This window comes from Verrucomicrobiota bacterium, assembly GCA_037139415.1.
Lineage (GTDB): Bacteria > Verrucomicrobiota > Verrucomicrobiia > Limisphaerales > Fontisphaeraceae > JBAXGN01.
This window is the reverse complement of the sequence record JBAXGN010000116.1, coordinates 1-25,109: the sequence shown is the minus strand read 5'-3', so window position 1 is coordinate 25,109 and position 25,109 is coordinate 1. Positions and strand designations below refer to the sequence as shown.

The 25,109-nt window shown below is 56.8% G+C and carries 20 protein-coding genes and 2 tRNA genes; 7 read left to right on the top strand and 15 right to left on the bottom strand.

What is annotated here, in order from left to right; all coding sequences use genetic code 11:
* Positions 1–218: 218 nt before the first annotated feature.
* The 4 genes from WCO56_19075 to WCO56_19060 all read right to left on the bottom strand — a co-directional run bounded on the left by WCO56_19075 (position 219) and on the right by WCO56_19060 (position 5,389).
* Positions 219–2,567, bottom strand: coding sequence for a hypothetical protein (locus WCO56_19075; GenBank protein ID MEI7731682.1), 2,349 nt, complete (start codon positions 2,565–2,567; stop codon positions 219–221).
* A gap of 57 nt (positions 2,568–2,624) precedes the next feature.
* Positions 2,625–2,948 carry a hypothetical protein gene (locus WCO56_19070; GenBank protein MEI7731681.1) on the bottom strand — a complete coding sequence of 108 codons (324 nt, stop codon included), beginning with the start codon at positions 2,946–2,948 and terminating at the stop codon, positions 2,625–2,627.
* A 79-nt stretch (positions 2,949–3,027) separates the two neighbouring features.
* Positions 3,028–3,948: a hypothetical protein gene (locus tag WCO56_19065; protein ID MEI7731680.1), complete on the bottom strand. Its 921-nt coding sequence runs from the start codon at positions 3,946–3,948 to the stop codon at positions 3,028–3,030.
* A 55-nt stretch (positions 3,949–4,003) separates the two neighbouring features.
* Positions 4,004–5,389 carry a site-specific integrase gene (locus WCO56_19060; GenBank protein ID MEI7731679.1) on the bottom strand — a complete coding sequence of 462 codons (1,386 nt, stop codon included), beginning with the start codon at positions 5,387–5,389 and terminating at the stop codon, positions 4,004–4,006.
* A gap of 494 nt (positions 5,390–5,883) precedes the next feature.
* Between WCO56_19060 and WCO56_19055 the strand changes: the two genes are divergently transcribed.
* A complete protein-coding gene (locus tag WCO56_19055; protein MEI7731678.1) occupies positions 5,884–6,669 on the top strand; it encodes an outer membrane lipoprotein carrier protein LolA in 786 nt (261 codons plus the stop codon).
* 164 nt (positions 6,670–6,833) lie between these two features.
* Here WCO56_19055 and WCO56_19050 read toward each other — a convergent pair whose 3' ends face one another.
* The 5 genes from WCO56_19050 to WCO56_19030 all read right to left on the bottom strand — a co-directional run bounded on the left by WCO56_19050 (position 6,834) and on the right by WCO56_19030 (position 13,822).
* Positions 6,834–7,166 carry a helix-turn-helix domain-containing protein gene (locus tag WCO56_19050; protein MEI7731677.1) on the bottom strand — a complete coding sequence of 111 codons (333 nt, stop codon included), beginning with the start codon at positions 7,164–7,166 and terminating at the stop codon, positions 6,834–6,836.
* Between the two features lie 391 nt (positions 7,167–7,557).
* Entirely contained in the window at positions 7,558–9,933 is a 2,376-nt protein-coding gene (locus WCO56_19045) for a glycosyl hydrolase (GenBank protein MEI7731676.1), read from the bottom strand.
* Positions 9,934–9,953: 20 nt separating this feature from the next.
* The gene (locus tag WCO56_19040; protein ID MEI7731675.1) at positions 9,954–11,741 is read right to left on the bottom strand and encodes a fibronectin type III domain-containing protein; all 1,788 of its coding nucleotides are present in this window, start codon (positions 11,739–11,741) and stop codon (positions 9,954–9,956) included.
* 138 nt (positions 11,742–11,879) lie between these two features.
* Complete coding sequence (locus WCO56_19035; protein MEI7731674.1) at positions 11,880–12,914, bottom strand: non-reducing end alpha-L-arabinofuranosidase family hydrolase; 1,035 nt, start codon at positions 12,912–12,914, stop codon at positions 11,880–11,882.
* Between the two features lie 323 nt (positions 12,915–13,237).
* Positions 13,238–13,822, bottom strand: a complete 585-nt coding sequence (locus WCO56_19030; protein ID MEI7731673.1) for a hypothetical protein — start codon at positions 13,820–13,822, stop codon at positions 13,238–13,240.
* Between WCO56_19030 and WCO56_19025 the strand changes: the two genes are divergently transcribed.
* The 4 genes from WCO56_19025 to WCO56_19010 are packed head-to-tail and all read left to right on the top strand — an operon-like array spanning position 13,812 to position 18,767.
* Positions 13,812–15,152, top strand: a complete 1,341-nt coding sequence (locus WCO56_19025; GenBank protein MEI7731672.1) for a lipid biosynthesis B12-binding/radical SAM protein — start codon at positions 13,812–13,814, stop codon at positions 15,150–15,152. The genes WCO56_19030 and WCO56_19025 overlap by 11 nt on opposite strands.
* Complete coding sequence (locus WCO56_19020) at positions 15,149–16,507, top strand: radical SAM protein (protein ID MEI7731671.1); 1,359 nt, start codon at positions 15,149–15,151, stop codon at positions 16,505–16,507. The genes WCO56_19025 and WCO56_19020 overlap by 4 nt, the downstream gene beginning before the upstream one ends.
* Before the next feature lie 8 nt (positions 16,508–16,515).
* Positions 16,516–17,754 carry a beta-ketoacyl-[acyl-carrier-protein] synthase family protein gene (locus WCO56_19015; GenBank protein MEI7731670.1) on the top strand — a complete coding sequence of 413 codons (1,239 nt, stop codon included), beginning with the start codon at positions 16,516–16,518 and terminating at the stop codon, positions 17,752–17,754.
* The gene (locus WCO56_19010; GenBank protein ID MEI7731669.1) at positions 17,751–18,767 is read left to right on the top strand and encodes a hypothetical protein; all 1,017 of its coding nucleotides are present in this window, start codon (positions 17,751–17,753) and stop codon (positions 18,765–18,767) included. Before WCO56_19015 ends, WCO56_19010 begins: the two co-directional genes overlap by 4 nt.
* 31 nt (positions 18,768–18,798) lie before the next feature.
* Here WCO56_19010 and WCO56_19005 read toward each other — a convergent pair whose 3' ends face one another.
* The 3 genes from WCO56_19005 to WCO56_18995 form a co-directional block, all read right to left on the bottom strand.
* The gene (locus WCO56_19005; GenBank protein MEI7731668.1) at positions 18,799–19,863 is read right to left on the bottom strand and encodes an alpha/beta hydrolase-fold protein; all 1,065 of its coding nucleotides are present in this window, start codon (positions 19,861–19,863) and stop codon (positions 18,799–18,801) included.
* An 86-nt stretch (positions 19,864–19,949) separates the two neighbouring features.
* Positions 19,950–20,909 (bottom strand): glycosyltransferase family A protein, encoded by a 960-nt coding sequence (locus tag WCO56_19000; GenBank protein MEI7731667.1) that lies wholly within the window; start codon positions 20,907–20,909, stop codon positions 19,950–19,952.
* On the bottom strand, positions 20,906–21,079 hold the full coding sequence (locus tag WCO56_18995) for a hypothetical protein (GenBank protein ID MEI7731666.1): 174 nt from the start codon (positions 21,077–21,079) through the stop codon (positions 20,906–20,908). Before WCO56_18995 ends, WCO56_19000 begins: the two co-directional genes overlap by 4 nt.
* A 130-nt stretch (positions 21,080–21,209) precedes the next feature.
* Between WCO56_18995 and WCO56_18990 the strand changes: the two genes are divergently transcribed.
* Positions 21,210–22,601, top strand: a complete 1,392-nt coding sequence (locus WCO56_18990) for a Gfo/Idh/MocA family oxidoreductase (protein ID MEI7731665.1) — start codon at positions 21,210–21,212, stop codon at positions 22,599–22,601.
* A gap of 63 nt (positions 22,602–22,664) precedes the next feature.
* On the opposite strand, the gene WCO56_18985 is transcribed toward WCO56_18990, so the two are convergent.
* The 3 genes from WCO56_18985 to WCO56_18975 form a co-directional block, all read right to left on the bottom strand.
* Positions 22,665–23,900 carry a hypothetical protein gene (locus WCO56_18985; protein MEI7731664.1) on the bottom strand — a complete coding sequence of 412 codons (1,236 nt, stop codon included), beginning with the start codon at positions 23,898–23,900 and terminating at the stop codon, positions 22,665–22,667.
* A 20-nt stretch (positions 23,901–23,920) separates the two neighbouring features.
* Positions 23,921–23,996 (bottom strand) — tRNA-Arg (locus WCO56_18980).
* A gap of 213 nt (positions 23,997–24,209) precedes the next feature.
* Positions 24,210–24,428, bottom strand: coding sequence for a hypothetical protein (locus tag WCO56_18975; GenBank protein MEI7731663.1), 219 nt, complete (start codon positions 24,426–24,428; stop codon positions 24,210–24,212).
* 326 nt (positions 24,429–24,754) lie between these two features.
* On the opposite strand from WCO56_18975, the gene WCO56_18970 reads away from it, so the two are divergent.
* Positions 24,755–24,843 (top strand) — tRNA-Ser (locus WCO56_18970).
* Positions 24,844–25,109: the final 266 nt, after the last annotated feature.

Here is a 25,109-nt window from a genome sequence, read left to right as displayed (position 1 = left end):
TTTCTTATCCTCTCAGCTATCGTCGGCCACTTACACGAAAATATTTATAGCCTCATAAATGAAGATAACTTTCAATGGAGAATTGTTAAGCACCCCCAAAAATCATTCATTGATGTACTGTCAATCATATCACCGTGACGCTGGTCTGCTTGCAGGCTTTGCTGGGTTTGTTTGTGTCATTTCCCAAAAGTCTATATATGAGTCTTGCGTAGGGAGTTTTAGGAAATCACCGTTTTAAACCCTGCACACCCTGCATCTGGGGCGGTTTCAAAGGTAAAAATGGTAATTCCTGATCGGTTCACTTCCTTTAGAGCGATGGCGAATGCCTTTGCAATGTGCGGCCAGAGCGTTACCATTCGTTTTCCAAGCCGCTTTGCGGTTAAGTTTCCTTGGCATAGTTCGGAATCAATAGCCTGCAACTTTTGCGCCAGCTCATTGGCGGTTCCCGTGAAATGTTTGGCATTGTTAATGAAGGAAATCAAAGCCGCCCCGATTGAATCGTTTTCCAAGCAAAAGGCGGATTTGTCTTCCTCGGCGGCACGCAATGCAGCGAGTGCCTCGGATTCTCGTCCAAGCGCCCGGCCAATCTTCACGGCGAACGCGGCAAAATCAGGGTGCCGGGCGTTCAAATTGTCCGGCGTTGGGGAGGTGTCCGCTAGGGCCTTTGATAGCGTAGCGACAATGTGCGAAAGTCCAGCGTCGCGAATGGCAGCGATTTCATCCGAAAGCGCCGTGTCGCTGGTGGTGCCTTCCCGTCTGCCAAGCCGGATAACCAAGAGACGGTCAGCAAGTCCAGCGTCGCTGGCGAAAGAAGGATTTGCCGACGTGACACACAGCCAAGCCCGTGCCCGCAAAATAACCTGGTCTGCGTCCGTGTACTTTTTCCGGCGCTGTGCGCAACCATCCGTTGCGGCGTTGGCAAGCGCGTCCACCAGCCAGCGAACGCGGGTGTCTGCGTTGTCGAGGGTGAATAATCCGCCAGCGTCCATGCCTGGCCAAAAATCATCTTCGCCATTTTCCTCAACTTTCGAGGCAATGAAGGGCAGCCCATATAATTCTGCGATAGCCTTCGCCGTGCGGGTCTTGCCGCTGCGCACGTCGCCCGATATGCAAACCGGCGGCTTGCTCTTTGGGTTTGTCGAAAAAGAATAAACCCATAGTTGCAAAAGGTCTTTGCCATGGTTGGCCAAGTAACTTCCGTTGGCAAACACGGAGGCGGTAAACGGGTCTTTTGGCACTACCAGTTTCCAAGGGGGCAATGTCCGACCGGCGGCGAATAAAACCCCATCGGTGCCATTATCGGCAAGGGTGAAACTCTGCGCGGTGATTTTCACAAGCTGGCCGTCGCCGTTGGAAAGGTAGATTGCCTGTGGCCGCGAAGCCCAAAAGCTTTGAGGCTCAATTCCGCTGGTGAGCGGACTGGCAAGTGCAGCGGTTTGAACTTCGGCGAAGATGCTTTTAAATAAGGCCTCGGCGCGATTCACTTTAATCAAACTGGACAACCAAGCCGAGAATGCGTCGCTACCAATATTTTCCAAGCGCTTGGTTTGCCTATTAAAAAACAAGGCGGACTTAAAATCGCGCAACGTCGCATGAAAATAAAACGTGCCAATTTTAGACAACCCGCCCACAACGGCGGCGGAAATTTGCTGGCGCTGCTGCAATGTGGACATGTTGCCATCGGTCAAAATGGCGATAATCGCGCCTCTGATTTCGGCAGCAATATCATCAGTGCCATCGGCGGTTTCAACTTTCGCGGTGGCGCTTGGCGTCCAGATTGGCGCGGCTTGGCACAGTTCCCAGAAGTCAGCAGCCTGCCCACCGGCGGCAAAGTAGTCGGCAACATCCTTCACCGGCTTGCCGTCAATGTCCGGCAATTCCACCACGCGCACGCAACCGGCGTTGCCATGGAGCGAGGCGGCCACTTGGGCAGCGTGATTGCGTCCGGGTTGGTCTCTATCCGCAATGATGACAACATCCGCGCCAGTCAGGACGGCATTATATTGAGCGAGCCACTTACCAGCCCCGCCAGAGTTACACGTCCCGCAATACCCTGCTTTTCCCAGTGCGGCCACGTCCTTTTCCCCTTCGCAGATGAAAACTTGTTCACCAGCGGCCATGGCGGTCTTGACCTGGGGCAGGCGATACAGCACGCGGCGAACGCCATCCATGTTCCAAAGCCTGCCGCCCTTGCCATCCGGGCGGCGTTGGCGAAAGTCTTTGGGTTCATACCGGACAACCTCAAAAAGCAGTTGCCCGGTTTCATCGTGGTAAGGATAGGTTGCCACGATTCGCTTGCAGTTGTGCTTGGGTGCCGCTTCGGCCATCAGGTCGGACGTCTTCAAGCCCAAAGCTCCGCAAACGGCAGCAGCAGTACACCCGGCAAAACACTTTACTAGTACGCGCCCGGCGTCGCCCTCGGTGATTGACAAACTTGGGGTGTGGTCGTCGTGCGCGGGGCAGAGCGCCTGCCATCCGTTATTTGTTCGGGTCGCAGGCTTGCCGTTACGGGACTCAAGGCGGCGCAACAGGTCTTGAATTAGAAGCGAAATTGGAATATCTTGCATAAGTAGTTCGGTTTTTCGCCGCGTAATCCTGTCCGGGTGCGCGGCGAATTTTTTGGCTTAAGGCTGGGCCGCGGCTTCAATCGCCAAGATTTCATCTAGCCAATACCGAATTAGTCGCTGATTCAGGCGTACAGGACGCAAGTCTTTCCTCCGGGCGATGGTATGGGGACAAACGTGCCACCGTCGCGCCAGTTCCCGGCGGCTCAACGAGTCGCGAATCCGATTTTGGGTAGCGGCATCTGTGCTGGGGCATTGGCCAGTACCCTTGCCAAGAAGATTGGCAGCGGGTTGGGATCGGCCAAATTGTTTCGTGCCGCTGTTGCTGATGGGCGGCTGCTCGCCAGCGAGTTTATTTTCAATACTATCAACGCATGTACTCATGCGTTAATAATAATCCATAACAATACTTTTACTAGTAAAACACTTGTATGTGTTTGCCGCCAGTTCCCTACAAGTCAAACTACTTTGCTAGCGCAAGGAAAGCTTCACGTAAACGAATATCAATTATATTCCGGCGTTTTTCAGAGGGATATAATGGTGCATCGGCTAGAGGTACTTTGCCAACTTTACAGTGATTTTGCAGCACCAAAAAGGCCGCGCCATCAGTTTTATTCCAGTATTCAACCATCCAAGCCTTGGCAACGGTCCACCAGCGTTCTGCATTGTCTTTTGTCATTGGGTAATCAAGGGCAAAGAGGTCTTTTTGCCAAGGCGTTATTTTTTCGATATTGTCCGGGCATTTATTCCGCAATTGGACAAGTGTCTGCAAAAGGCGTTCCGCCGCCTTATTGAAAGGGGACGCATCTGGATCACCGAAAAGTTTGATGCTGTTTTCAGTGCTTTGACCGAGTTTTATCTGGCACAGGTATTCCTTTGCTTCTTCTGCTCTTTTTAAAATCAAGATAGGTTCACCTTTCGGATTTTTTGGATCTTGTTTACTCCCAAGGCCCAAAAGCACAGGCCACCAAGGATGTTTCATTGCAGCCAGAGAAACACCTATGCGTTCTATCGCCGCCACCCGCTCTAAAAATTGAGTCGCAATTATTGCCGCGCTCGCAAGGTCGTTGGCCGTGTCTTCAGTACCGCGCATTGCTATCTTGGGGTGGATGGTCCTGTCAGCTAACTCGACCAAAGCGAGTAGAAAATTTTTAAACACCTCGCTGTTTGTCTGATTACCGAATAACGATTGCCGCTCCTTTTTCCAGTCCTCACTTGCGATAAAGGCGGCAACCGGATCAATATCCAAATGCTGCAAAAAGTCCGCCGGTGGTGCGCCCGTCGGTGGCCGATTCCGGCCTTGGCGTTTCGCTCCGGCAATTGGCTCCTCGGTGGTTCTTTTGCGTGCTTGTTTCTCGGCTCTGGGTTTGCGGTTTGTTTTCATCAGCTTTTTGTTTAGGTCTAAAGGTGCTTGCCTGCATTATTTGCCATGGTCAGCCTCATGCCGCATTTTGCGCGGTCTTTGTCTGCTGTTCGCCTTTCGGCTGTTCATTCATCAGCTTGGAAACTGCCAGGAACGTGGGTTGCTTTTTGTCAACGTAGTATTCGCGGGTCAAATTGATCGAACTATGCCGCAAAGCGGCGCTAGCCGCGTAAATGCCCGCTTGTTTGCATATCTGGCTGCCAAACTCTTTGCGCAAAGCGTGCAGGGCGTTGCGAGCCGATAGCCCTTTGCCCCGTAGCCATTGGATCAACTCTTTAAACAGCCGATTGCAGCGGTAATGATGGTTGCGCGTAGAGTCCGGCCTTGGCTGAATTGATGACTGGATGACAAACGGCGAGCCTTTGCCCGGTTTGGGCAGATACGTTTTCAGGATTTCCAGCAAACCGGGGTCAACGTCAATATCGGCCTCGGATTCATCGGTTTTGGTGCCGCCGTGTTCGGTGGTTTCCACGCGGATGGTATTAGAATCCCATTGAATTTGTTTCCATTGCAACTTGTCTATTTCATCGCGCCTCATACCAGCGCCCAGCGCCAGCAGTAGAATCTTGAACAGTTCCGGGCGTGGGTTGCCGGGCAGGTTCTCGCCTTGGATGCCGTCGGCCAGTTCGCGCTTGGCGGCGATCAGCAACACGGCGGGATTCACTTCCGACTTGTAACGGGACTTGCCCAGCTTGGGGAGTTCCACGCCCTCAAAGGGTAACGGCGAGGACAGGCGCGCGGTTAGGTGTTTTCTAATATCGGCGGTAAACAGCGCCTTGCTGGATAGCAGAATGCTGCGAATAGTCACGCTGGCGTGTTTAAGTTTCAACGGGTTTTGGCTGGCGTCTTTCAATTCGCGCACCTTCCAATCATTGAGCCGGTCTGGTGTCAGCTTGTCCAGGTGCACCCGGTGAATCCTTTCCATCCATTTCTTATGCCCGCCGTGAACGTAGTCGTGTTTATCTTTCCCGCCGTCAATCTTGAACACCCCTGCCACCAGGGAGCGGAATTTCTTGGCGTAAATTTCATAGGTTCCCGGCTTTAACCCGCTGACAGCTTTTACTTGGTCGAGGAATTCGCCCACGGTGCAACCGTCCTTGCTCACCTGCATATCAGGTTTAAAGGCATCAAGCGTGGTTTGCCAGTCTTTGGAAATCAGGGAAAGATAGATCGTGCGGGCCTTTTCGGCAGCGGCGGCTTTGTTGGCGGTTCCAGTGTTGAACCATTCCCGCCGTCCCAAGTGGGCAATGCGCACCTGCCATTCTGGTATTTCAACCGTCTTGCCCTCCCATGCGTAGCTACGTTTCTTGAGGCGTGGCATCCAGTAATCCACGTGCGACTTGCCCGCCCGCCGGACTTTCTCTGTTCCACTTATCTGTTCCACTTCTGTTCCACTTTTCATGTTCTCAAGTCTCATAAACTATCCTTTCGCAGTTTGGTTTTAGATCACGAATACAGGCTTTTTATCCCGTATTTACCGAACTGGTTATGAACTTAACATGATACTTGTGAACTGTCAAGTGAAGGACTGAAAATCCTTGTGTCGGCGGTTCAATTCCGCCCCCAGCCACCACTTCTTAAAAATCATTCGGTAAAATGCGGTTGAAACCGCTCTTTTACCTCTCTGTTTTTGGGTGTACCTGCTAACAGGTTGAAGGTTTTTCAGAATATGCCAACGGCAGCCAAGGTTATCCATTTATGAAACAGGCTTTGATTCGTCAGTGGGTGACTCCAATGGTCCCCGCATTGCCCCAAGCGCTTCCAAACAACTGTAACCCGCCCTATTGAATCATCAGGTGCATGGCAAAATGAGTTTGAGGATCAATCCACATCTGGGTTTTGCGAACTCCATTGGCCGATTGACCAACGGACAGGTCTCCCCTACCCTCCATGGCCATGCAATGGCTGATTCATGTGCCGCTGAAACACTCCCACCGTTGGGGCGGCGCGCTGGCATTGGTGTTGGGAATTGTTGTTCGGAGTCGCGGCTTCAGCCGGTCCCCGCTCGGTTGGGGTATCGTTTTGATGTTGGGATGCCTCCTCCCGGCCCCGGCGCAAACTTCCAACGCGCCGGTTGCGCCCACCCTCAAGGACGTCAACCACGCAATGAGCCAGGCGGAGACGATTTTCACCCGGTTCGTGCAAGAACGGCATTTGTCACTGTTCACGGAGCCGTTACGTTCCGAGGGTTTTCTTTGCTTCCAAAAGCCCGGGCGCATCCGCTGGGAGATCACCCAGCCGTATAAATCCATCCTGGTCTCGGATGGCGCCGGTGTGGCGCAGTTCGAGTGGGTGGAGGATAAGTGGAAGAAGCTGGATGTGGGCCTGGCGGCGGCAATGCAAAACGTGGTGTCGCAAATCGCCGGGGTCATGGAAGGCCGCTACTCCAGCAACCAGCGGGATTACGAAGCCACGCTGACCAACGCGGCGGGCGGCCCGGTGATCACGTTGGTGCCGCGCAACGAAGCCATGCGCAAAATGATGCAGGCCATTGAGGTTCACCTCACGCCCGATCTAAAAGGCACGCGCCGCGTGGTACTACGGGAGACCGGCGGCGATTACACGGACATCCGCTTTGAAGACCAGCAGGTGGGATGGTCGTTACCGCCCCGCACCTTCGACCGGAATGCGCCATTGGCCGTGGAAGAGATCAAGAAGAATGCGGGTAAGCGAGGTAATTGAAAATGGACCGTGGTCAACTCCCCACGCAGCGGAAACACACGCGATCAGGGCCGCCAATCTTCCGAGAAAATTGCGCTTTGAATTCATTCGTTTTGCTTCGTTGCAGGCAATATTCGATTATTTCGCGGGCCATTTATTTGCGGCCTCCCAAGCGGGTGGCGCCCTCACAGCCGCACCACGCAACAACCGAAATCCAACACCCCCGGCGTGGCGCGGAACACGGCCGGCAGATGATGCCAGTACATGCGCCCGTCGCTCTTCTCATCGGCGACCAGGATCAGGATGCCCGCATCGCGGAGGATGCCGAGGTGTTTGCCAATGCCGTTCGATTTCATCCCCATCGCCTTCGACAGATCGGCGACGCAATGGCATTTGCCGTCGGCGAGTTGCTTGACGATGCGCCAGCGGAGCGGATTGCCCAGGGCGCTGAAGACCAGAATGGGATCGAGTCGCGGCGGGGCCGCAACTGGGGGCGTCGGGTTTGAAGTCGTGCTCATGCTGAGGGCAGATATTGCCCAAAACTGCGCGCCAAGGCAATAACGGAATCCAATTCGCCCCGTTTAGGGGCCAAATAGTCGACTAAAGAGCGTGGTAATCCGCTTAAATTACCCGGATATTCGACAAATTAGTGTGATAATCCGGGTAAGTTAAGCGGATAGTCGAGTAAATAGCGTGATAATCCGGGTAAATTAAGCGGATAGTCGACTAAACGGCGTGATAATTTGGGTTCGATTGGCAGATATTCGACAAAAGAGCGTGATAATCCGGGTAAATTACCCGGATATTCGACTGATTAGCGTGATAATCCGAGCAATTTTGCCAGATATTCGACCGATTAGCGTGGTAATTTCCATTCAAAATGCGGCCATTTGATGAATTTCTCCTATTTCACTTGGATGCGCTGGCGATGCTGTACGGGGGAACGACGAGTTTATCGAGGGGTTTGGTTCCTTCAAAGAACTGCACGGTCTGCGGCTTGGCGGTTGGGTTCCAGGCGATGCAGGTGCGCGTCTTTTTCGCCGCGTTCGCATAGACCATCGAGGTCGGGGTGCTGCCGTGACAGGCCCAATCCACGCGCCCAAGGTCGGCGAGCGCACTGGCTTGATAGTACAGGTTCATCATCCATTCATTGTGCGCGACTTTGTCCCCTGGCTCGGCCCAGAGCTTGTCCATTTCGGCCACCGCACGTGGAGCGTCAGCATGCATGAGGAAACCGAGGTGATAACTGCCGAGTTCGCCGCCCAGCGTTTTGATGGTGGCCGGCTTCATCACGTAGTTTGCCTTTTTGGCCGCCTCCCTGGCCTCAAAGGCCTCCAACTCGCGCACCACCTCCGCATAGGCATTTTTGATGAGCGCCGGCTGCCGGTCGTAGAACGCGGCGTGGGGGCCTGACGGAATCCATTGAATGCCGTAAATCCACGCCGGGCTGGCGGTGAACCACGTGCCCCAGACGATGCTGTTGCACCAGATCATGCCGCAGGCTTTATGCGCGTAATTCTTCGGGAAGACATCGCCGTGCGGATCGAACCAATATTCGACGTTCGCACGCGACTCGAACGAATAGCCCATCACCCCGGCGGCGGTAAGGTCGGCGTCGCCAAGCGCCTCGCCAAGCAGAATCATGCCAGCCCAACTATTCACAGCCTCGCCGGTGGATTCCTGGTTATTGCCGTCGGGGAAACCGTTGCCATCGGCAAAGCTGTGGCCGCGCCAGAGGTCAAACGTGCGGAAGAACGGGAAACGCGAGTCGTTGCGATCGTAGTTCGCGTAATTCTTTGCAATCAGCCGCGCAAACTCACCATAGGCCGCGGCGAAGTCCGGCTGAAGCTGGCACAGCAGCCCCGCCGCATAAACGAAGTAACCTTGATGGAAATGCGTATCCGTGAAATGTTCCGAACCATAGGAGGCGGGGAATCCGACCAATCCTTTGCGATGCGGGTACCAGGCGAAAAACTGGCCTTTTTCACCCGGAGTGTACGTCAACCAGTTTTCCATGCCCTCCCGCAATTTTCCAAGGATGACCGCGAGCGACGAATCCTTCGTCTGCGCCGCAATAAATGCCGCTTGGGCAAAACGCTCCAGCTCCTTGCCGCCCCAATACGTGTCGCCGCCCAGTTTCTTTTTCGGGTCGGTGAAATGCTGTGTCAGCAGTTCTTTCACTCGTGCGCCGTCGTAGCTCTTCGCCACTGGCACGGGCAGATTCGGCAGAATGCCATGGAACGGGTAGGCCACGGAGAACGTCTCGCCCGCGCCACATTTCATGGCGCCACGAATGGTCGTGAAGTTCGGACCGCTGAGATCGAGCTTGGCCGTGTTTTCGCGCCAATGATGCGGCAAGAAACCCTGAATAACACTTTTGCCACTTCCCTTGAGCGGCTCGGCCATGACTTTCCAGGTTGTCGTGATGGTGCCCGCATTGCGATCGTAGTTCCACGAGAGCTGCGTGTCGCGCGGCACCGCGAAGGCATGCTGGTGAAAAAGCGCAATGTCCTTCTCCGCTGGCAGCGGACACACGACGAGAAACGCGCCCTTGCCCGCAAACGCGACTGACACCCCGTCCACGCCTTGCTCGAACTTCGTCCCATCCGGCGCGAACACGCCATACGAGCGACCTTCGTAGGTGATGCCGAGCGTGTCGCCGGTCACAGGCAGCGAGGCCGCCTTGCCGGCAAGATCGAAAAACGACGCCGGTTTTTTGCCGCGACTACCCTTGCCGCCGTTACCGCCAAACGCGATAATGGGCTGCACGCCCGTGAACTCGCACCACACGGCCGGCATCCCTTCCCCAAGCGTCACATCCATGAAACGCGAGTCGCTCTCGAACGGTCGGAATGAAACCGTCCAATCCGTCCAAGCCTTCGCTCGCGAATCCACCGGCTTGAAATCCTTGCCGGTGATGACGAGCGGAAATTCAGTAACCATGCGGGTGCCATCACCATTGGGTTTCGTGGGGTAAAACAACTCGATACCCTCCTTCGTGGCATCCACCTTGTGCGGCATCGCCCACAAGCCAGTGCCGTATTGCTGGAACAGGAGGTTTTGATACCACTTGTTGCTGGGGATGGGGCGGCCATCGTCCTTGACGAGGTAGAGCTTCCGCTTCTCGGTCTCTTCCACGCGGTCCACATTTTGTTTTTTATCCATCATCTGGCCCGGCGGAGGAAACGAGGCATAAGAGCCTTTGCCGACAACGACCGGTTGCTGCGCGAAGATGCTAACGCAGGAGAGAACAATGCTGAACGTGAGGATTGAATTGGTTTTCATGGTAATCTTAGCCTGAGAAATCAACGTGCCTCGGTGCCCCCGAATTCATTCAGCGTTTGGCGGAAAGCTTCGGCAGGCTTGCTCCCATACACGCGGCCACCAGCGTTGTTGATAATATGGGTAATCTCGCTGCCGTCTTTGCCGTTGAGCCAAATGGTCGTCAGGTTATGGAACCTGACTCCCTTGGCGGCGGGCGCCTCGATGGCGCTGTTGAGCTTGACGGCGGCATCGCGGAAGTAGCTATACACGCCGAGACCCCACGCCTCGTGGCTAGTCACGGTATCAGCGACCTTGTACGATGCGTAGCCATTGATCGTGCCGTTCATCCAGGACGCCTGGTCGGGCACGTCATAGGGAATCTCCGATTGGTAGAAATAGACGCGACCACCGTTCCCGTTCCACAGCGTCTGATACTGATTGTGGTGCTCATTGAACAGGCCGTAAACGGTCACGTTGTTGCCATTGACGAGCAGGCCATTCTTCGTTGGGTTGGTGGCCCACGCAGCGCCTGCACCGTGGTCGGCGCGCCAGATCCAGACTTGGTCCGCCACGACGTGATGGCTGTTAATCAGGATACCCACGTCGTTCTTGCCCGCAGTCGCGCCACCGGTACGCACCGTAAGGTCGTAGAGGAAGGTGGGATTGGCGGAATGATCGGCGGTGCTGCCCTTGGGACCGACTTCGAGGATGCTGGCGGAATTGACCGCACCAGCTTCGAGCGTCAGACCAGCAATCGTCACGCCATCCACATCCGCCACCGAAATAGCCGGCAGGCCGCTGGTCTCGACCAGCGAGGGCACCCCGAGGCCGAGAATGATGGTGTTGGGTTTGGTAACCCGCAGCGTATCTTCAAACGCATAGGCACCCGGCGTGAACAGAATGTGCTTACCGGCAGCCAAGGCGACGTTGAGGTTCGCGGCGGTCGCAGTAGCGGGCTGGGCGATATGGAATTGGGAGATGGGGATGGAGGTGCCCGGCGTGGGACCGGCCGCCCAACTGACGCCTTTGGCATTGACCTGCAATGCCGGCACGAAAACACCATAACTGCCGGACTTGTCAAGATACAGGTAGGGCTTCTCGCGAATGATAGGGGTCTGGTCGATCACCGTGTAGGCCGGTTTCGGGAACGATCCTTCCGGTGTGTTGAGGCAGCCCACGAAGACCATGTTCCATACGGCATTGCCCCAATTCGACCACTTACTGTTGCGCGACAGCCATTGCTGCTGCGAGGCGGGGACGACCTTGCCGTCCACGATCGAGTCGGCCAGGAAACCGCCGCTGGCCCAACCCGCATTCCACTTTGAGTCGAATGCGAACAGATGCAACTCTCCCTTGACGTGCAATCGCCGCAACGGCGCAGCCTGCGAGACGGCGATGCGTGTAATATTTTTGGTGGCCGACGGGGTGACGGCGAAATTCTCGAGCGTCCGCCAGAAATTACACGTCGCATTGGCGTTGGGCATCCACTGGGCGTTCACGTTCACGCCACCCTTGATATGCACATCATCAGGAGTCTGCCCCAAACCGGCCACATGTGTATAGAAACCGACGTTGAAGTTGACGTTGTACTCGCCCGGTTTGAAGAGCAACGCATAGCGCTCAGAGCCGAACTGGTTGGCCTCCATCTTCACGAAGATGGAGGAGGCGGTATTCTGAATATCCACGGCTGGCATGCTGGCATCGAAGACATAGACGTTCGAACCAAAGATGGTCGTGTTTGCCAAGGAAACCGAGCCAGCGAGAGTCATCCCCGGCAGAAGGATGCACAGGCTGGCTACGGCGGTCAGTATTTGAGGTTTGAGTTTCATAAGTAAACTGATAGATTTGGTTTTAGCTCCTATCGCCGGACTGACCGCGATGCGGTTAATACCAGCTCTGGTGTTCGGAGGTTGAATATCACGTCTTTTGCTACCGCATTTAAAGTTCGGAACTTCGATATTATACCTTTAATCCTGTTTCTTGGGCTCCAGGATGCCCAACCGCCAGGGAATGCCGCCGTAGCCTTTGCCCTTGTATCCCTCGTCGCTGACGCCTTGGAAAACAAACCTCAGGTTGGCGGGGTCCACCTCCATGGTTTCATCCACGCCGGTGCGGATGAGTTCGCCGTGGCTGATGCTGGCGGTCCATGGGGTGGTTTGCGTCACGTTGTTGCGGCTGGCGAAAGGCTTAGCCCAACTGTCGGCAATTCCCTTCCAGGGGCCTTCCAGGCGGTCGGCCAGGTAAGCCTTGTAGTAGCGCCCGCCGCCGCCTTGCGCCTCGACCACGGTCAGGTATTGGTTCAGCCCCTTGAGCTTGTAGGTGTGCGAGGCCTCGAAAATGTCGCCCTGCAACGCCAGTTGGGGCTCGGACCAGCCAAATGGGAAGTCGGCCTTACGGGTTTCGCGCCGCCACATCCGGCCATCCAGCGAAGTGTAGAACAGGTGGGCCTTGGTCGCGTCGCAGATCACCCAAAAATCCAGCCACTTGGGTTTGGCGGGCGCGTTGGTGACCATCGCCTGCTGGCGGCTCCAGGACCGGGGATCCGTGAGAGTGTCCGTCGTGGAAAAGCACGGGCCAAAAGGCGGGGTGCGGGTTTTATCGGCCAGTTGATACACCAGATACCATTTCCGCTGCGGGGTGAAATAAAACACGTGCGGCGCGCAATGATATTGGTCATGCAGATTCAGCGCGTGACGTTCCGCCTGGTTGGCCTGCGACCAATCCGCAAAGTTGAGGTATTGCATGTCCACCTTGCCGGACTTCATGCGGACGGTGGCGAACACGTGCCAGCGCCCCTCATGGAACAGGACGGTGGGGTCCTTGATGGAAACCTGGGGATCATCGGCCTGGCGTCCGGGGCCGACATCAATCAACGGGTCCGAGGCTTGCCACCGGAAACGTCCGTTCGCCAAAGGATTGGATTCATCAACACTGCCGGCCCGCGCCTCAACACCCGCCCCGCCAAGCAGCAGCACCAAAAGCCATCGCACTAAGGATTTCATGGACACAGGTTAATCAGTCAACTCGCCCGAATCAACGGCAAAACTGATAGGAATTTGGTTTTACCTTCTATCGCCGGACTGGTCGCGATGCGGTTAGCGTTTCAGTTTAATAATTGGGTGATTGTCACTGCATTTTCACATTTCCCCGTTTTCTGCAATTACCCCTCTGGGGAGGGGAAAAGGGGTCATTGACAATGGCATGGTGGGGAGTTGCACAATTTCCTCTAGCCACTCGTGGGTGCCCTTCGAAACGTTGTGGGATGCCATCAGGCCTGATGGTTGAATAGCTTAAGGGATTGTTTACCCACCTGTTTAGTAACCGTTTAGCGGGTACTGGGAGGTTTCGGACCTGCTCCTTCGCCACTCTTCGGCTTCCAGAAGGTCAGCCCAAAGAACAACAATCCGCACGCATTGATGCCGAAGATGTAACCAATTTTATAGGGGCGCCCGTTGTTTTTCGTGGCGAAAATCGGCACATCCTCCCCCATCAACAAGGTGGGCAGCGCCACCGGCATCAGTGCGCCGTGCAGGTTGCCCAGCCAGAAACCGGCGGTTTGATCCGGCTTGTAAAAGCGCGGTGCGGCCCACGAATAGGCCCAGCCCATGACGATCCCGGCCAGCACCAGGCTGCCGATTTTCTTCAGCAGGAACTTGAATCGTTCCGATTTGCAACACGCACAAAGCATACCGGCAGTGTAGGTCTCCATGCGCCAAAACCAAGCAGAATTGCAGTGCTCGACAAACCTCAAAAGCCACGCTACCCTTGCCCGAACGATGGTCAGCCCCGAACCAATAAAGGGTGATGGTGGTGTCGCCGGACCCCCGTCGGCACCTGGCAAGGTCCTGCTCCTCAGCATTAATCGCTGTGTGGCACCGGACCAGGTTTTTCCGCTTGGATTGGCCCACATCAATTCCGCTTTGCGCCAGGCCGGCTACGAAACCCGCTGGCTTGATCTGCTCATGGAGGGCGAATCTCTGGAAGAGGTTCTCCGCACCTATCGCCCCGACTTCATCGGCGTTTCCCTGCGCAATATTGACGATGTCGTCATTCGCAAGCAGGAGATCTATTTCGGCCCCCTGATTTCCATCAGCCAGACAGTGCGGCGTGTGCATCCGTGCCCCATTATTCTTGGTGGCAGCGGCTTTTCCATCTTCCCCGAGCGCCTCTTGCAATTCGGCGAGGCCGATTTCGGCATCCAGGGCGAAGGCGAATCCAGCCTGCTGGCCCTGTTGGCTGCGCTGCGCAACGGCGGTCATTACCAGGATATTCCCGGCCTCGTCTATTGGCGCGATACCCAGGTTGTTGCCAACGCGCCCCGACGCGCCGCGATTGAATGCCAGTTGAGCCCCGAAGACCGTCCCGCCGCCGTGCGCGCCCATTATCTGGGGGCCAGCGGCATGTTGAACCTCCAGACCCAGCGGGGCTGCGCCCATCTCTGTTGCTATTGCACCTATCCCGTCATCGAGGGGCGTGCCCATCGCCGCCGTCCCCCCGAGGTTGTGGCGGAGGAAATGGCCCAACTCCAAGCCCAGGGAGTCCGCTACGTCTTCATTGTGGATTCCATTTTCAACTCCTCCGCGCGCCACGTGAGCGACATCTGCGAGGCGATTCTCCGTCGCAACGTGCAAATGCGCTGGGGTTGCTTCCTGCGTCCGCAGGGTCTCACGCCGGACCTGATGAAATTGATGGCCCGCGCCGGCCTCGTGCATATTGAATATGGCTCGGACAGCTTCTGCGATTCCGTGCTCGAAGCCTACGGCAAACGCCTCACCTTTGCGGACATCCTCCACGCCAGCGAACTGGCATGGGCATGCAAGGTGGATTACTGCCATTTCCTGATCTGCGGCGGTCCCGGCGAGACCATGGAGACGCTGGATGAAGCCTTCCAGAATTCCCTGCGCCTCCCCAATCCCGTCATCATGGCCGTCGTCGGCATGCGGCTGTATCCCGGCACCCCGCTGCACCAGCGCGCCATCTGCGAGGGGCGCGTCACCGCCGAAACCGATTTGCTCAAGCCCTGCTATTATCTCGCCCCCGACCTGACCGCCGACCAGATTTTTGATAAAATGCGGACGTTCACCACGCGTTCCCCCAGTTGGATTCCGGGTGATCCCCAGGCCGGTTACACCCAACTGGTCGAGCGCCTGCGCAAACGCGGCGTCACCGGTCCCCTCTGGAGCTATTTCGCCGCGCTGCAGCGCATCATGCCGCAGCCCGTCCCCATCCACCACGCATGAAACGTGTTCTCCTCATTTCTCCGCTCGCCCCCACCAGCCTGATGGGCGGCAAGGATTTTTTCTTTCGCCTGCCGAACCTCGGCATGCTCCGCGTCGCCTCCCTCACGCCGTCCGATTGGGAGTTGAAGATGGTGGATGAAAAAGTCGAACCGCTCCAGCTCGATCAGCTTGAGGCGGACATCGTCGGAATCACCGCCATGACCCCCACCGTCAAGCGGGCCTATGAGATTGCGGCCCACTTTCGCGCGCGCGGCATCAAGGTCATCATGGGCGGTATGCACGTCACCCAGTTGCCCGAGGAAGCCATGGCCCATTGCGACAGCGTCATCGTGGGCGAGGCCGAACTTCTGTGGCCGCAGGCCCTGCGCGATTTCGAGCAGGGCGCTCTCAAACCCCTTTACCGGCACGAAAACGGTCTACCCTCCCTCCTGCATCTGCCGCCGCTGGACCGCGAGCTGTTCCGCAAGAAAAACTATCTCCCGGTACACTTCGTCGAGACCACACGTGGTTGCCCGCTCGATTGCGAGTTCTGCGCCGTGACCACTTCCTTCGGTGGTGCCTACCGCACCCGCACCCTCGATGAAGTCATGGATGAGGTGCGCGCTCTCCGTTGGTTCGAGGGCGGGCCGCTCACGCTCAAGAACCTCATCCTGTTCGTGGATGACAACATCGTCGCCAACCGCACCTATGCCCGCGAACTGTTCACCCGCCTGGCCGATTTGAAGTGGCGCTGGTTCGCCCAGACCTCCATGAACATCGCCAAGGACACCGAACTCCTGCGCCTCTGCCAGCGCAGCGGCTGCATGGGCTTTTTCATGGGCTTTGAAACCCTCTCCCAGGATACCCTCAACGCCATCGGCAAAAAGGTCAACCATCCCGAATTCTACCGCGAGGCCGTCCAAAAAATCCATGACCACGGTATCGGCATTGATGCCTCCTTCGTGTTCGGCTTCGACACCGATGAACTCAGCGTCATGGACCGCACTCTGGAATTTGTCCTGGCCAACAAAATTGAGATCGCTCATTTCTCCATCCTCACCCCGTATCCCGGCACCCGCGTCTTCAAGCGGTTCAAGGAACAGGGCCGCCTGCTTACCGAGGATTGGAACTATTACGATGGCGGGCGCGTCGTCTATCGCCCGAAGAATTTCACGACCGACCAGTTGCAGGAGGGCTACTATCGTACGCTCCAAGCCTGTTACGGTCCCTCCGGAATTTTCAAGCGCCTGTGGGGCACCTCCTCCTTCTGGCGTTTCTTCCTGCCCATGAACATGGCGTTCCAGGGCGGGGTCAACAAGCTTGCCAGCAACTGGCGCAAAGGCGCCATGCGCCTGCCTGAATCCTCGTTATCCTAGGAATCCGCGTGCTCTTTCCCGCTCCAACTACCTCGTCGCCGCCCCGGGTCGTCATCACTGGTGCGGGCATCATTACCGCGCTCGGCCTCGGCTGGCGCGCCAATGCGGATGGTTTCCGTGAAGGCCGTGTCGCCGTTCGCCCTGTGACCCTGTTCGATGTCTCCCGCCATCGTACCAAGGTTGCTGCTGAAGTGGATTTGCCCCGCGATCTGCCCGAAACCCGGCTGACCGCCAAGAATGCGCGCCGCCTAGACCGCGCTGCCCGGCTGCTGGTGCTGGCCGCCCATGAGGCGTGGACCCAGGCCGGTTGGCAGCGCTACGACGATTTCCCCTGTGTCATCGGTACCACCAGCGGCGGCATGTCCATGGGCGAAGTCTATTATCGCCAGGCCTTTTACCAGCCTAACGCACATCGCCGCCAAGCTACCCGTGCCTGGCAATACATGTCCCAGACCCAGGTGCGCCAGATGACCGAGGCCCTTGGCACCCGTGGCCCGGTTTCCATCCTCGTCAACGCCTGTGCCTCTGGCACCAACGCCCTCGGGCACGCCTTTGAAATGTTGCGATGGGGCCGCGCCGAACGCATTTTGGCCGGCGGCTACGATGCCCTAAGCCTCCTGGTTTATTCCGGGTTTGATTCTCTGCAGGCGCTGTCTCAAACCACCTGCCGTCCCTTCGATGCCCGGCGCGATGGCCTCGCCGTGGGTGAAGGCGCGGCGGTTCTGACGCTGGAAACCCTGGCCAGCGCCGAACGCCGGAACGCGCCCATTCTTGGGGAGATTCTCGGGTATGGCCACGCGATTGATCTGCATCACCTTACCCAGCCGCATCCGGAGGGTAACGCCGCGTTGAACACCATGACCGCTGCCTGCGCCTCCGCCCGCATCACTCCGGCGGAGGTGGACTACGTCAACGCGCACGGTACTGGCACCGTCCTGAACGACGGTGCGGAAGCCCAGGCCATTAACCGTTGGGCTGGCGCGCGCGCCGCCACTTTGCCGGTCAGCTCCACCAAGGCCAGCGTCGGTCACCTGCTCGGCGCGGCCGGTTCCGTGGAGGCCGTCATCGGCCTTATGGCCCTGCGTGAACAATGGCTCCCGCCGGAGGTCACCTTGCAAACCCCTGATCCCATCTGCGCGTTTCCGATCGTCACCCGCCCCACGGCGGCCCGGGTGGATACCGTCCTTTCCAACTCGTTCGGCTTTGGCGGTGCCAATGCCAGCATCATCCTGCGGAGGTGGGTATGAGCCGCATTTACGTTCATGGGCTCGGTGCGGTTTCCCCGGCTGGCTGGGGTGTGCCTGCTTTGCGCGACGCCCTGACCAAGGGTGAACCCATCCCCGCCAAAGCGTTACCTCGCCCCGGCTGGACCAAGCCGTTCCGCGTCCGGGAAGTGCCGCCACCCGCGCAGCGCCCCGCCTTCGTGGCGCATCCGCGTTTGCGCCGCACCAGCCCCATCACCACCCACGCGGCCAGTGCCGCGCTGGAGGCGCTGCAATCCGCCACCAGTCGGTTGCCCGCTCCGCCGGCCCGGCTCGGCCTCGTCATGTGCGTCAACGCTGGCTGCGTGCAATACACCGAACGCTTTTTCCGCGAAGTCCTGCAAGACCCGCTGACCGCCAGCCCACTGGTGTTCCCGGAAACCGTTTTCAACGCTCCCGCCAGCCATGTTGCCTGCGTTCTCACCAACGTCGTTCAGGTGTACTCCGTGCTTGGGGATGGCTCCGCCTTTATTCACGGACTGAGCCTCGCGGCGGATTGGCTTCAAGATGGCAGTGTGGATGGCTGTCTCGTCGTCGGCTCCGAGGAAATCAACTGGCTGCTCGTGGACGTCGTCTGGCATTACGACCATTCCGCTGAACCGGCAGGTGGTGCCGGGGCCGTCTATTTGGGCACTGCGCCGTCAAATGTCGAGTTGTCCTGCATCACCGACCCGATGCGCTACTCACCCCACCTGACCCGGCGCAATGCTGTTCGCGCCATGCGAGCCGCTCTGCCGCCCTGCCAGCCGGATGAACTCCTGTGCGACAGCGTGCGCGGCAAATGCCGCGCCAGCGCTGCCGAATTGGATGTCTGGCGCGATTGGACCGCCGCCCGGTTGAGTCCGAAAATGATCTTGGGTGAGGGTCTGATTGCCGCCGCCGCTTGGCAATGTGTCGCCGCGTGCGATGCCCTGTCGCAGGGCTGCTGCTCTGCCGCGAACGTCAGCGTGGTGGGCACCGAAGATCAGGCCATTGCCGCTCGATTCACCCATTCCTGATCCCTCTGCCTTCCGCAATCCGCATTTCCCCTTACAGTCCATCTCCCTCATCATCCACATCCCTCGCCGTCATCGGCTCCGGAAGTGGCTGTCCCTGCTTCACGGCTTCCCAATAAAAATCCCAGTTCTTCTCTCCCAAGGCCGCGTAGATGGCCGTATGATCATGCGCCACCCCGTCCAACTCCTCGAAATCGTTGTCAATCCCCAAGTGCTGGAGGCGGATATGAAACGCATGGTTGATCCGGCACAGATTATCCGCCGTCCCCACCACGATGCGCATAACCGTGTGTCCGGAGATTTGATACGAATTGATCTCCGCGAAATGACGCGGGTTATTCTCCAGCAGATAATAAAAATCATCCCCATATACCTCATGGAAGACGGACCCTTGGAATTTTAACACGTTCTCCAGATTTGGAAACGCACCAGCCACCACCGAGATCGCGCCAAATATTTCCGGATACTTTAGACCCAGCCGGGCCGCCCCTTCACCACCCATCGAGAAGCCTTCAATGATTCGTCCTTCCCGATACGCCAGCGTGCGGTACGCGCCATCAATATGCGGGATCAGGTCATGAATAAACATGCTCTCCACTGGTGCCTGGCCATCCTTGGAATCCAGGTACCGGCTGTGCGTCAGACCGTTCACAAACACGCCAATCATCGCCGGCGCCCGGCCATCGCGGATGGCCTGATCCAGATGCTGCACGAACTCCGGAACCCCAATCAGCCCATAGCCTGTGCCGTGTAGCCAGTACAGGACCGGGTAGCGCCGGCTGTCATCCCGCACATAATCCGGCGGCAGGTACAGCAGATAACTGACGTTTGTTCGGGCCGCCGGACTGAAAAACACATGGCGGCAGCTATTGGGGGCTTCGATAGCGGGCTTGATCCATGGCAGTTCCAAGTGACTGGCGGACTGCGTTTCGAGCGGTCGGTGATGCCCGGCGGAAACCAACCACGCAGCCGCCACCGCCGTCACGAGCACCAAGGACGCCAGTTTTACCTGGTGCCGGGGCCATGAGGCCAAGCACAAGGCGTCGTTGCCAGCGCCGGTTACTTTCGTTTCGCTAAGATGGTTACCACAGTCGTTCAAGCTACTGCACTAGACGCTAACGCAACGCAAAACGTTACACTTCTCTTGGAACGCATCGTGGCTGGCCAGGCAGGTAGAATATTCTCTCAGGCCGGATCGCGGTTTGTATCGCCAGTTTTCCGATCCGGCAGACAAGCCAGCATCAATCCCACGATAGGTCTCAAGGAGACCGCCGTTGCCAGCGAGCGTTTGAAATAGTGGCGGGCATTCCGGCGGTTTCCCCATTGCAGACTTTCCTTGCCGCATTGGAAAAATGCCCCAGCCAAACGGCGGCGGATTAATGGCGCGTGCCGGGGAAACTTGTTTGTGTCCAGCAGGGCTTGAAAAATATGCACCATTTCCAGGGATTTGCCCTCGGCTTGACGCGCGGTTTCCATTTGCGGATGCAGTCGGTAGCGGGTCAACCGTTCCGGAACATAGCAAAACGGGCGGCCGGTGGCGGCCAGACAACAGGAAAGCCAAAAATCATAAGCGCCGCCAACTTCCCGGGAAAGCACTTCAGGGGGGATGGCGCTTTTTTTAATAACTGCAGCCATGACGAGCGGAACACTATTGCCGATTAACACCAGGTCCGCGGTGGCGCTTATCGGGCCGGCGGGTAAACGATCACGCCGGTAAAGCCGGGTATTGGCATCCGTAGCCGCAATGTCAATTTGCCCCTGACTATCCATGAGCCAGTGATCCGAAAAGGCTAGAACGCAATCAGGATTTTTTTGTAGTGCGGAAACCAAGTGACGCAAAAAGCCTGGTTCCCAGGCATCATCATCGTTGAGGATGGTGACGAATTCCCCGCGCGCTTCCATCCACGCAGCACGCACATTCAACGCCACCCCTGCGCGCGGAGAATTACTCCGATATCTGATTCTCCCCCCCACATTTAGCGACTCGCAAATGCTTTGAATTTTGGCGCTGGCCGAATCATCCGTCACCAACACCTCATAATTGTCATAATCCTGCTGCAAAACTCCCTGAATGGCCTCACGCAGAAACTGGGTTCGTTCATAAACCGTCAGGATGACGGTTACTTTGGGAGTGGTACCATTCATGGATAACCATGTCCGATGGCGGCCTTGATACGGCAGGACATCAGTCGTTTTATGAAATTGGCAGCCATAAACATCGGCACACCAATAACGCTCACGCTGGCAAAACGCAAGTCGCAATGACTTGAAAGACTGAAATATTCAAACCGCTGCCCAATTTTAACGATCGTCACAAAGCCATTGCACTCTCAATCATCTCATGATATGGAATTACCAACGACTTTACAGAATATGAAATAGAGGCCTTGCCTGGAATCGCAGGCGGGGCGTCGAAGTACTAACAAAACAACCGCCAGCAATACTATGAACGACAATCAACAGTCCAATGGCTCGCGTCGCGAGTTTATCAAAACCACCGGTCGCTTGGCCGCAGCCTCCGCCCTTGCGGGCGTGGCCCTTCCGCACGTCCATGCCGCCGGCAGTGACACCATCCAGATCGCCCTCGTCGGCTGCGGCGGGCGCGGCTCGGGCGCGGCGGCCAACGCCATGTCCGTCAAGACCGGCCCGGTCAAGCTCGTGGCCATGGCTGACGTTTTCCCCAACCGCTTGCAAAACAGTTTTGAGAACTTGAAGAAGCATTTTGGGCCGCAAATGGAGGTACCTCAGGATCGTCAGTTCATCGGTTTGGATGCCTATAAGCAGGCCATGGATTGCCTGAAGCCGGGCGACGTGGCGATCTTCACCACCCCACCGGCCTTCCGCTGGGTCCATTTCACCTACGCCATCGAGAAAAACCTCAACGTCTTCATGGAAAAGCCGGTTACGGTGGACGGACCAGGCAGCCGGCGCATGCTCAAACTCGCCGAAGACGCGGCTGCCAAGAACCTGAAAGTCGGCGTGGGCTTGATGTCCCGCCACGCCCGCCCGCTCCAGGAACTGCACAAGCGCATTGAGGACGGTGAGATCGGCGACATCATTCTGATGCGTGGTTACCGCATGCACGGCCCGGTTGGCTTCTTCGCCTCCAAGCCCAAGCCGGCGGACATCAGCGAACTGGATTACCAAATCCAGCGCTTCCACAGCTTCCTGTGGGCCAGCGGTGGCAACTACAGCGACTTCTACATCCACCACATTGATCATCTGTGCTGGATGAAGAATGCCTGGCCGGTGAAAGCCCAGGCGCTGGGTGGCCGTCATTACCGCCAGAGCCCTGAAGGCATTACCTATGTGGATCAGAATTTGGATACCTATGCGGTCGAATACACCTTCGCCGATGGTAGCAAATTCAACTTCGACGGCCGCTGCATGACGGGTTGCAAGGATATTTACGCCAGCTACGTCCATGGCAGCAAGGGTTTGGCCATCGCTTCCAAGAACAGCGACTGCGGCGCGCCGTCCAGCACCTACAAGGGCCAGAATCCGGATCGCGCCAGCCAGCTTTGGGAATCCAAAGCCATCCCTGGCGAAACCGATCCCTACCTGAACGAATGGAATGACCTGACCACCGCCATCCGCAACAATCAGCCCTACAGCGAAGTCAAACGCGGTGTCGAAGCCAGCGTAACCACCAGCATGGGCCGTATGGCGGCGCATACCGGCCAGGAAATCACCTTTGACCAGATGCTCAATTGCGAACATGAATTTGCGCCCGGCCTGGACAAGTTGACCAAGGATTCCCCGGCACCGCTGGTGGCCGATGCGGCTGGCAAATACCCCATTCCGCAACCCGGCATTGTGAAGAACCGCGAATATTAAGCGATTGTTCCCGTGATCTGATTAACCGGGCACCGCTTTGGCGGTGCCCTTTTTTTACATCTTTCAGCGGTGCGCGTCGTTACTGGCGTGCAAAAACTCGAGCAAACCCCGTTTCCCCTTGGTCTCAGCGAGGCTGCGGATCATGCGAAAGCCATCGCCATAGATCGGGTTATCATTGCCTTCCAGGCGCAGGTTTTGGAGGTCGAACTGGTAGAGTGAATTCACCCGACTGGCGGTATATTCCGCCCAGCCTTCCTTGATTTTAGTGTCCTGGATGCCGGGGTACTGGATCTGCATCCATTGATGGGCGAGTTCATGGGCGGCCACCTCCATGAATTTTGACCGGCTCATCCCGTAGAGCAGTTGGATTTCATGCGTCTCCTTGATAGTCACTTTGACATCATCCGGTTTGCCGGTGGTGGTGTAGCGTATCGTATTCGTCGTGGCCGTGTATTGGTAACGGCCCAATTCAGGGGAATCCTGGGGTGCCCAGCGCGTGGTTTTGTTCAGTTGTTTATTGCTGACCAGGGCGAGTTGGATGTCGCTTTCCGTGCCAATGGCCAGCTTGTCCCTCATAGTTTTGCGCACCTCGTTCAAGAGCGATTGGGCGGCGGCGAGGTCCATGATCGCGGTGCGTTTGCAGGCTTGGCAAATCGGGCGATGATCGTCCAGGCTCAGGCATTCATCCGGCAGGCCGCAGTTGAAGCATTTCGTCAATTCCCCACAGGTGCGGCAAAATATTCTGGTGCGGTCGCCGTTAAAATGCGTGCCGCCGTTGGTTTTCTTTCCGCAGTGCGTGCAGGTGTCATAGGTCGTTTCCAGGCATTGGGTGGAGCAGAAGAATTTCCGGCCATCCTTGCTGGTTAGGCCTTTGACCACTGGCTGGCCGCAGACCGCGCATTTGGGACAGGATTTGCGATGGCATTCCGGACTGCAATAGACCTTGTCGCCCGTAGCAATGTAGCTGCCATCTCGATTCTTTTTGCCGCAGATGGCGCAGGGCGGATAGGTGGTTTGCAGGCACGCGGCAGAGCAATAATAGGACTTGCCATCCGCACCGACCAACCCGTTGAGTACCGGTTGGCCGCAGACGACGCATTTGGGGAGGGTCTGGGCAAGGCACGTTTGTCCGCAATACGCTTTCCCCCCCGATGACAGGTAACTGGCACCCGGCTTGAGTTCGGTGCCACAGACGACGCACTTGGCGGCAGGCGCGGCCATCTCATCCGCCCGCGCCCGGACCAGGACACCCAAGGCAACGGCCAGCACCAAGGCCAATGGTAGCGAGTAATAGTTCATAAACCACTGAGTATAAAAACTGGTACCTCCACCCTGAATTGAACAGGGATCAACGGTTTAGGAAACCGCCGCTCTATCCATTTGAGCTATGGAGGCACTGCATCCCGCGCTGGCGCGGTTGACCGAACCGCCCGCGCTTATGGACCAGTGGTTATAGGCGTCCCCGGCAAAAGGGTCAAGCCAGCGAAAGTTTTTTCTGGAGTTACTCCGGCCCCATGCTTTATCCATCGCCAAGCCTCGGCTAGCAGATTGGTTGCAAGAAAAACGCGGCCTAAACCCACGCTCCCAACCAATCAAGCCGAGTTATCTTCACGCAGCCACCTTGACCGCTTTGTGGTCGAGCAGATACTTGCACATCTCCCGCTTGGTGGTGAGCGAAGTTTGGACTCGCTTTACCTTTCCACGGTAGTGTTTGTAATGCACGAGGAGCTTGCCGACTTTGCCAATTTCCAGGTTGCAATCGGCCATTTTCCACACCTGCCCCGGTTGCAACGAATCGCTCTGAATCTTTGGAATGCTGGTATTCACACGGCTAAAGTAGCACAGAATCCGTGGTTATAAAGCAATATTATTCATTTTATCAGAAACGCATTGCATTAAATTAAACAAATCATCAGGCCCAGGCGAGGTTTTCGCCGGTAATGACGAATGACGAATGCGCTTGCCCTCGGCGCGGATTCATGCAAATAATTTTCGCGACGGTACGAAGCGAATCAAGCTCGGAACTGGTATTTGCTCCCAGCGCTTGGCGGCCGTGATCTGATCGCTGTTTCTGGAAACAGTATCAGATTACGATGGCCAAGGGGCAGACTGGGCCGAGATTCGTATTCGTAGGTCGTTGATGATAATTGTGCGGAGAGATGGCTGAGTGGTTTAAAGCACACGCCTGGAAAGCGTGCGTACTCAAAAGGTACCGGGAGTTCGAATCTCCCTCTCTCCGCCACTTCGTTAAAATTCCACGTAAAAACAGCCTTAAAATGTAAGTTTTAGGCAGTGCGTTTTTTGCAGAGTGTATGTAAAGCGTATGCACTAACACAGTAATTGCCGCTATGGTTCACTGTGATTCAATGATGGTTTTGAGGGCGGGTTGCAGGTGGTAAGCCATGCCGATTTAACGCCATCCCCTGCCCTCTGGACGGTCAACGGGTGCCGGGTGGTCAAACATGCCGGACGGCGGGCCGGTCATTCCTGGGGCGGTTCTGTCAACCA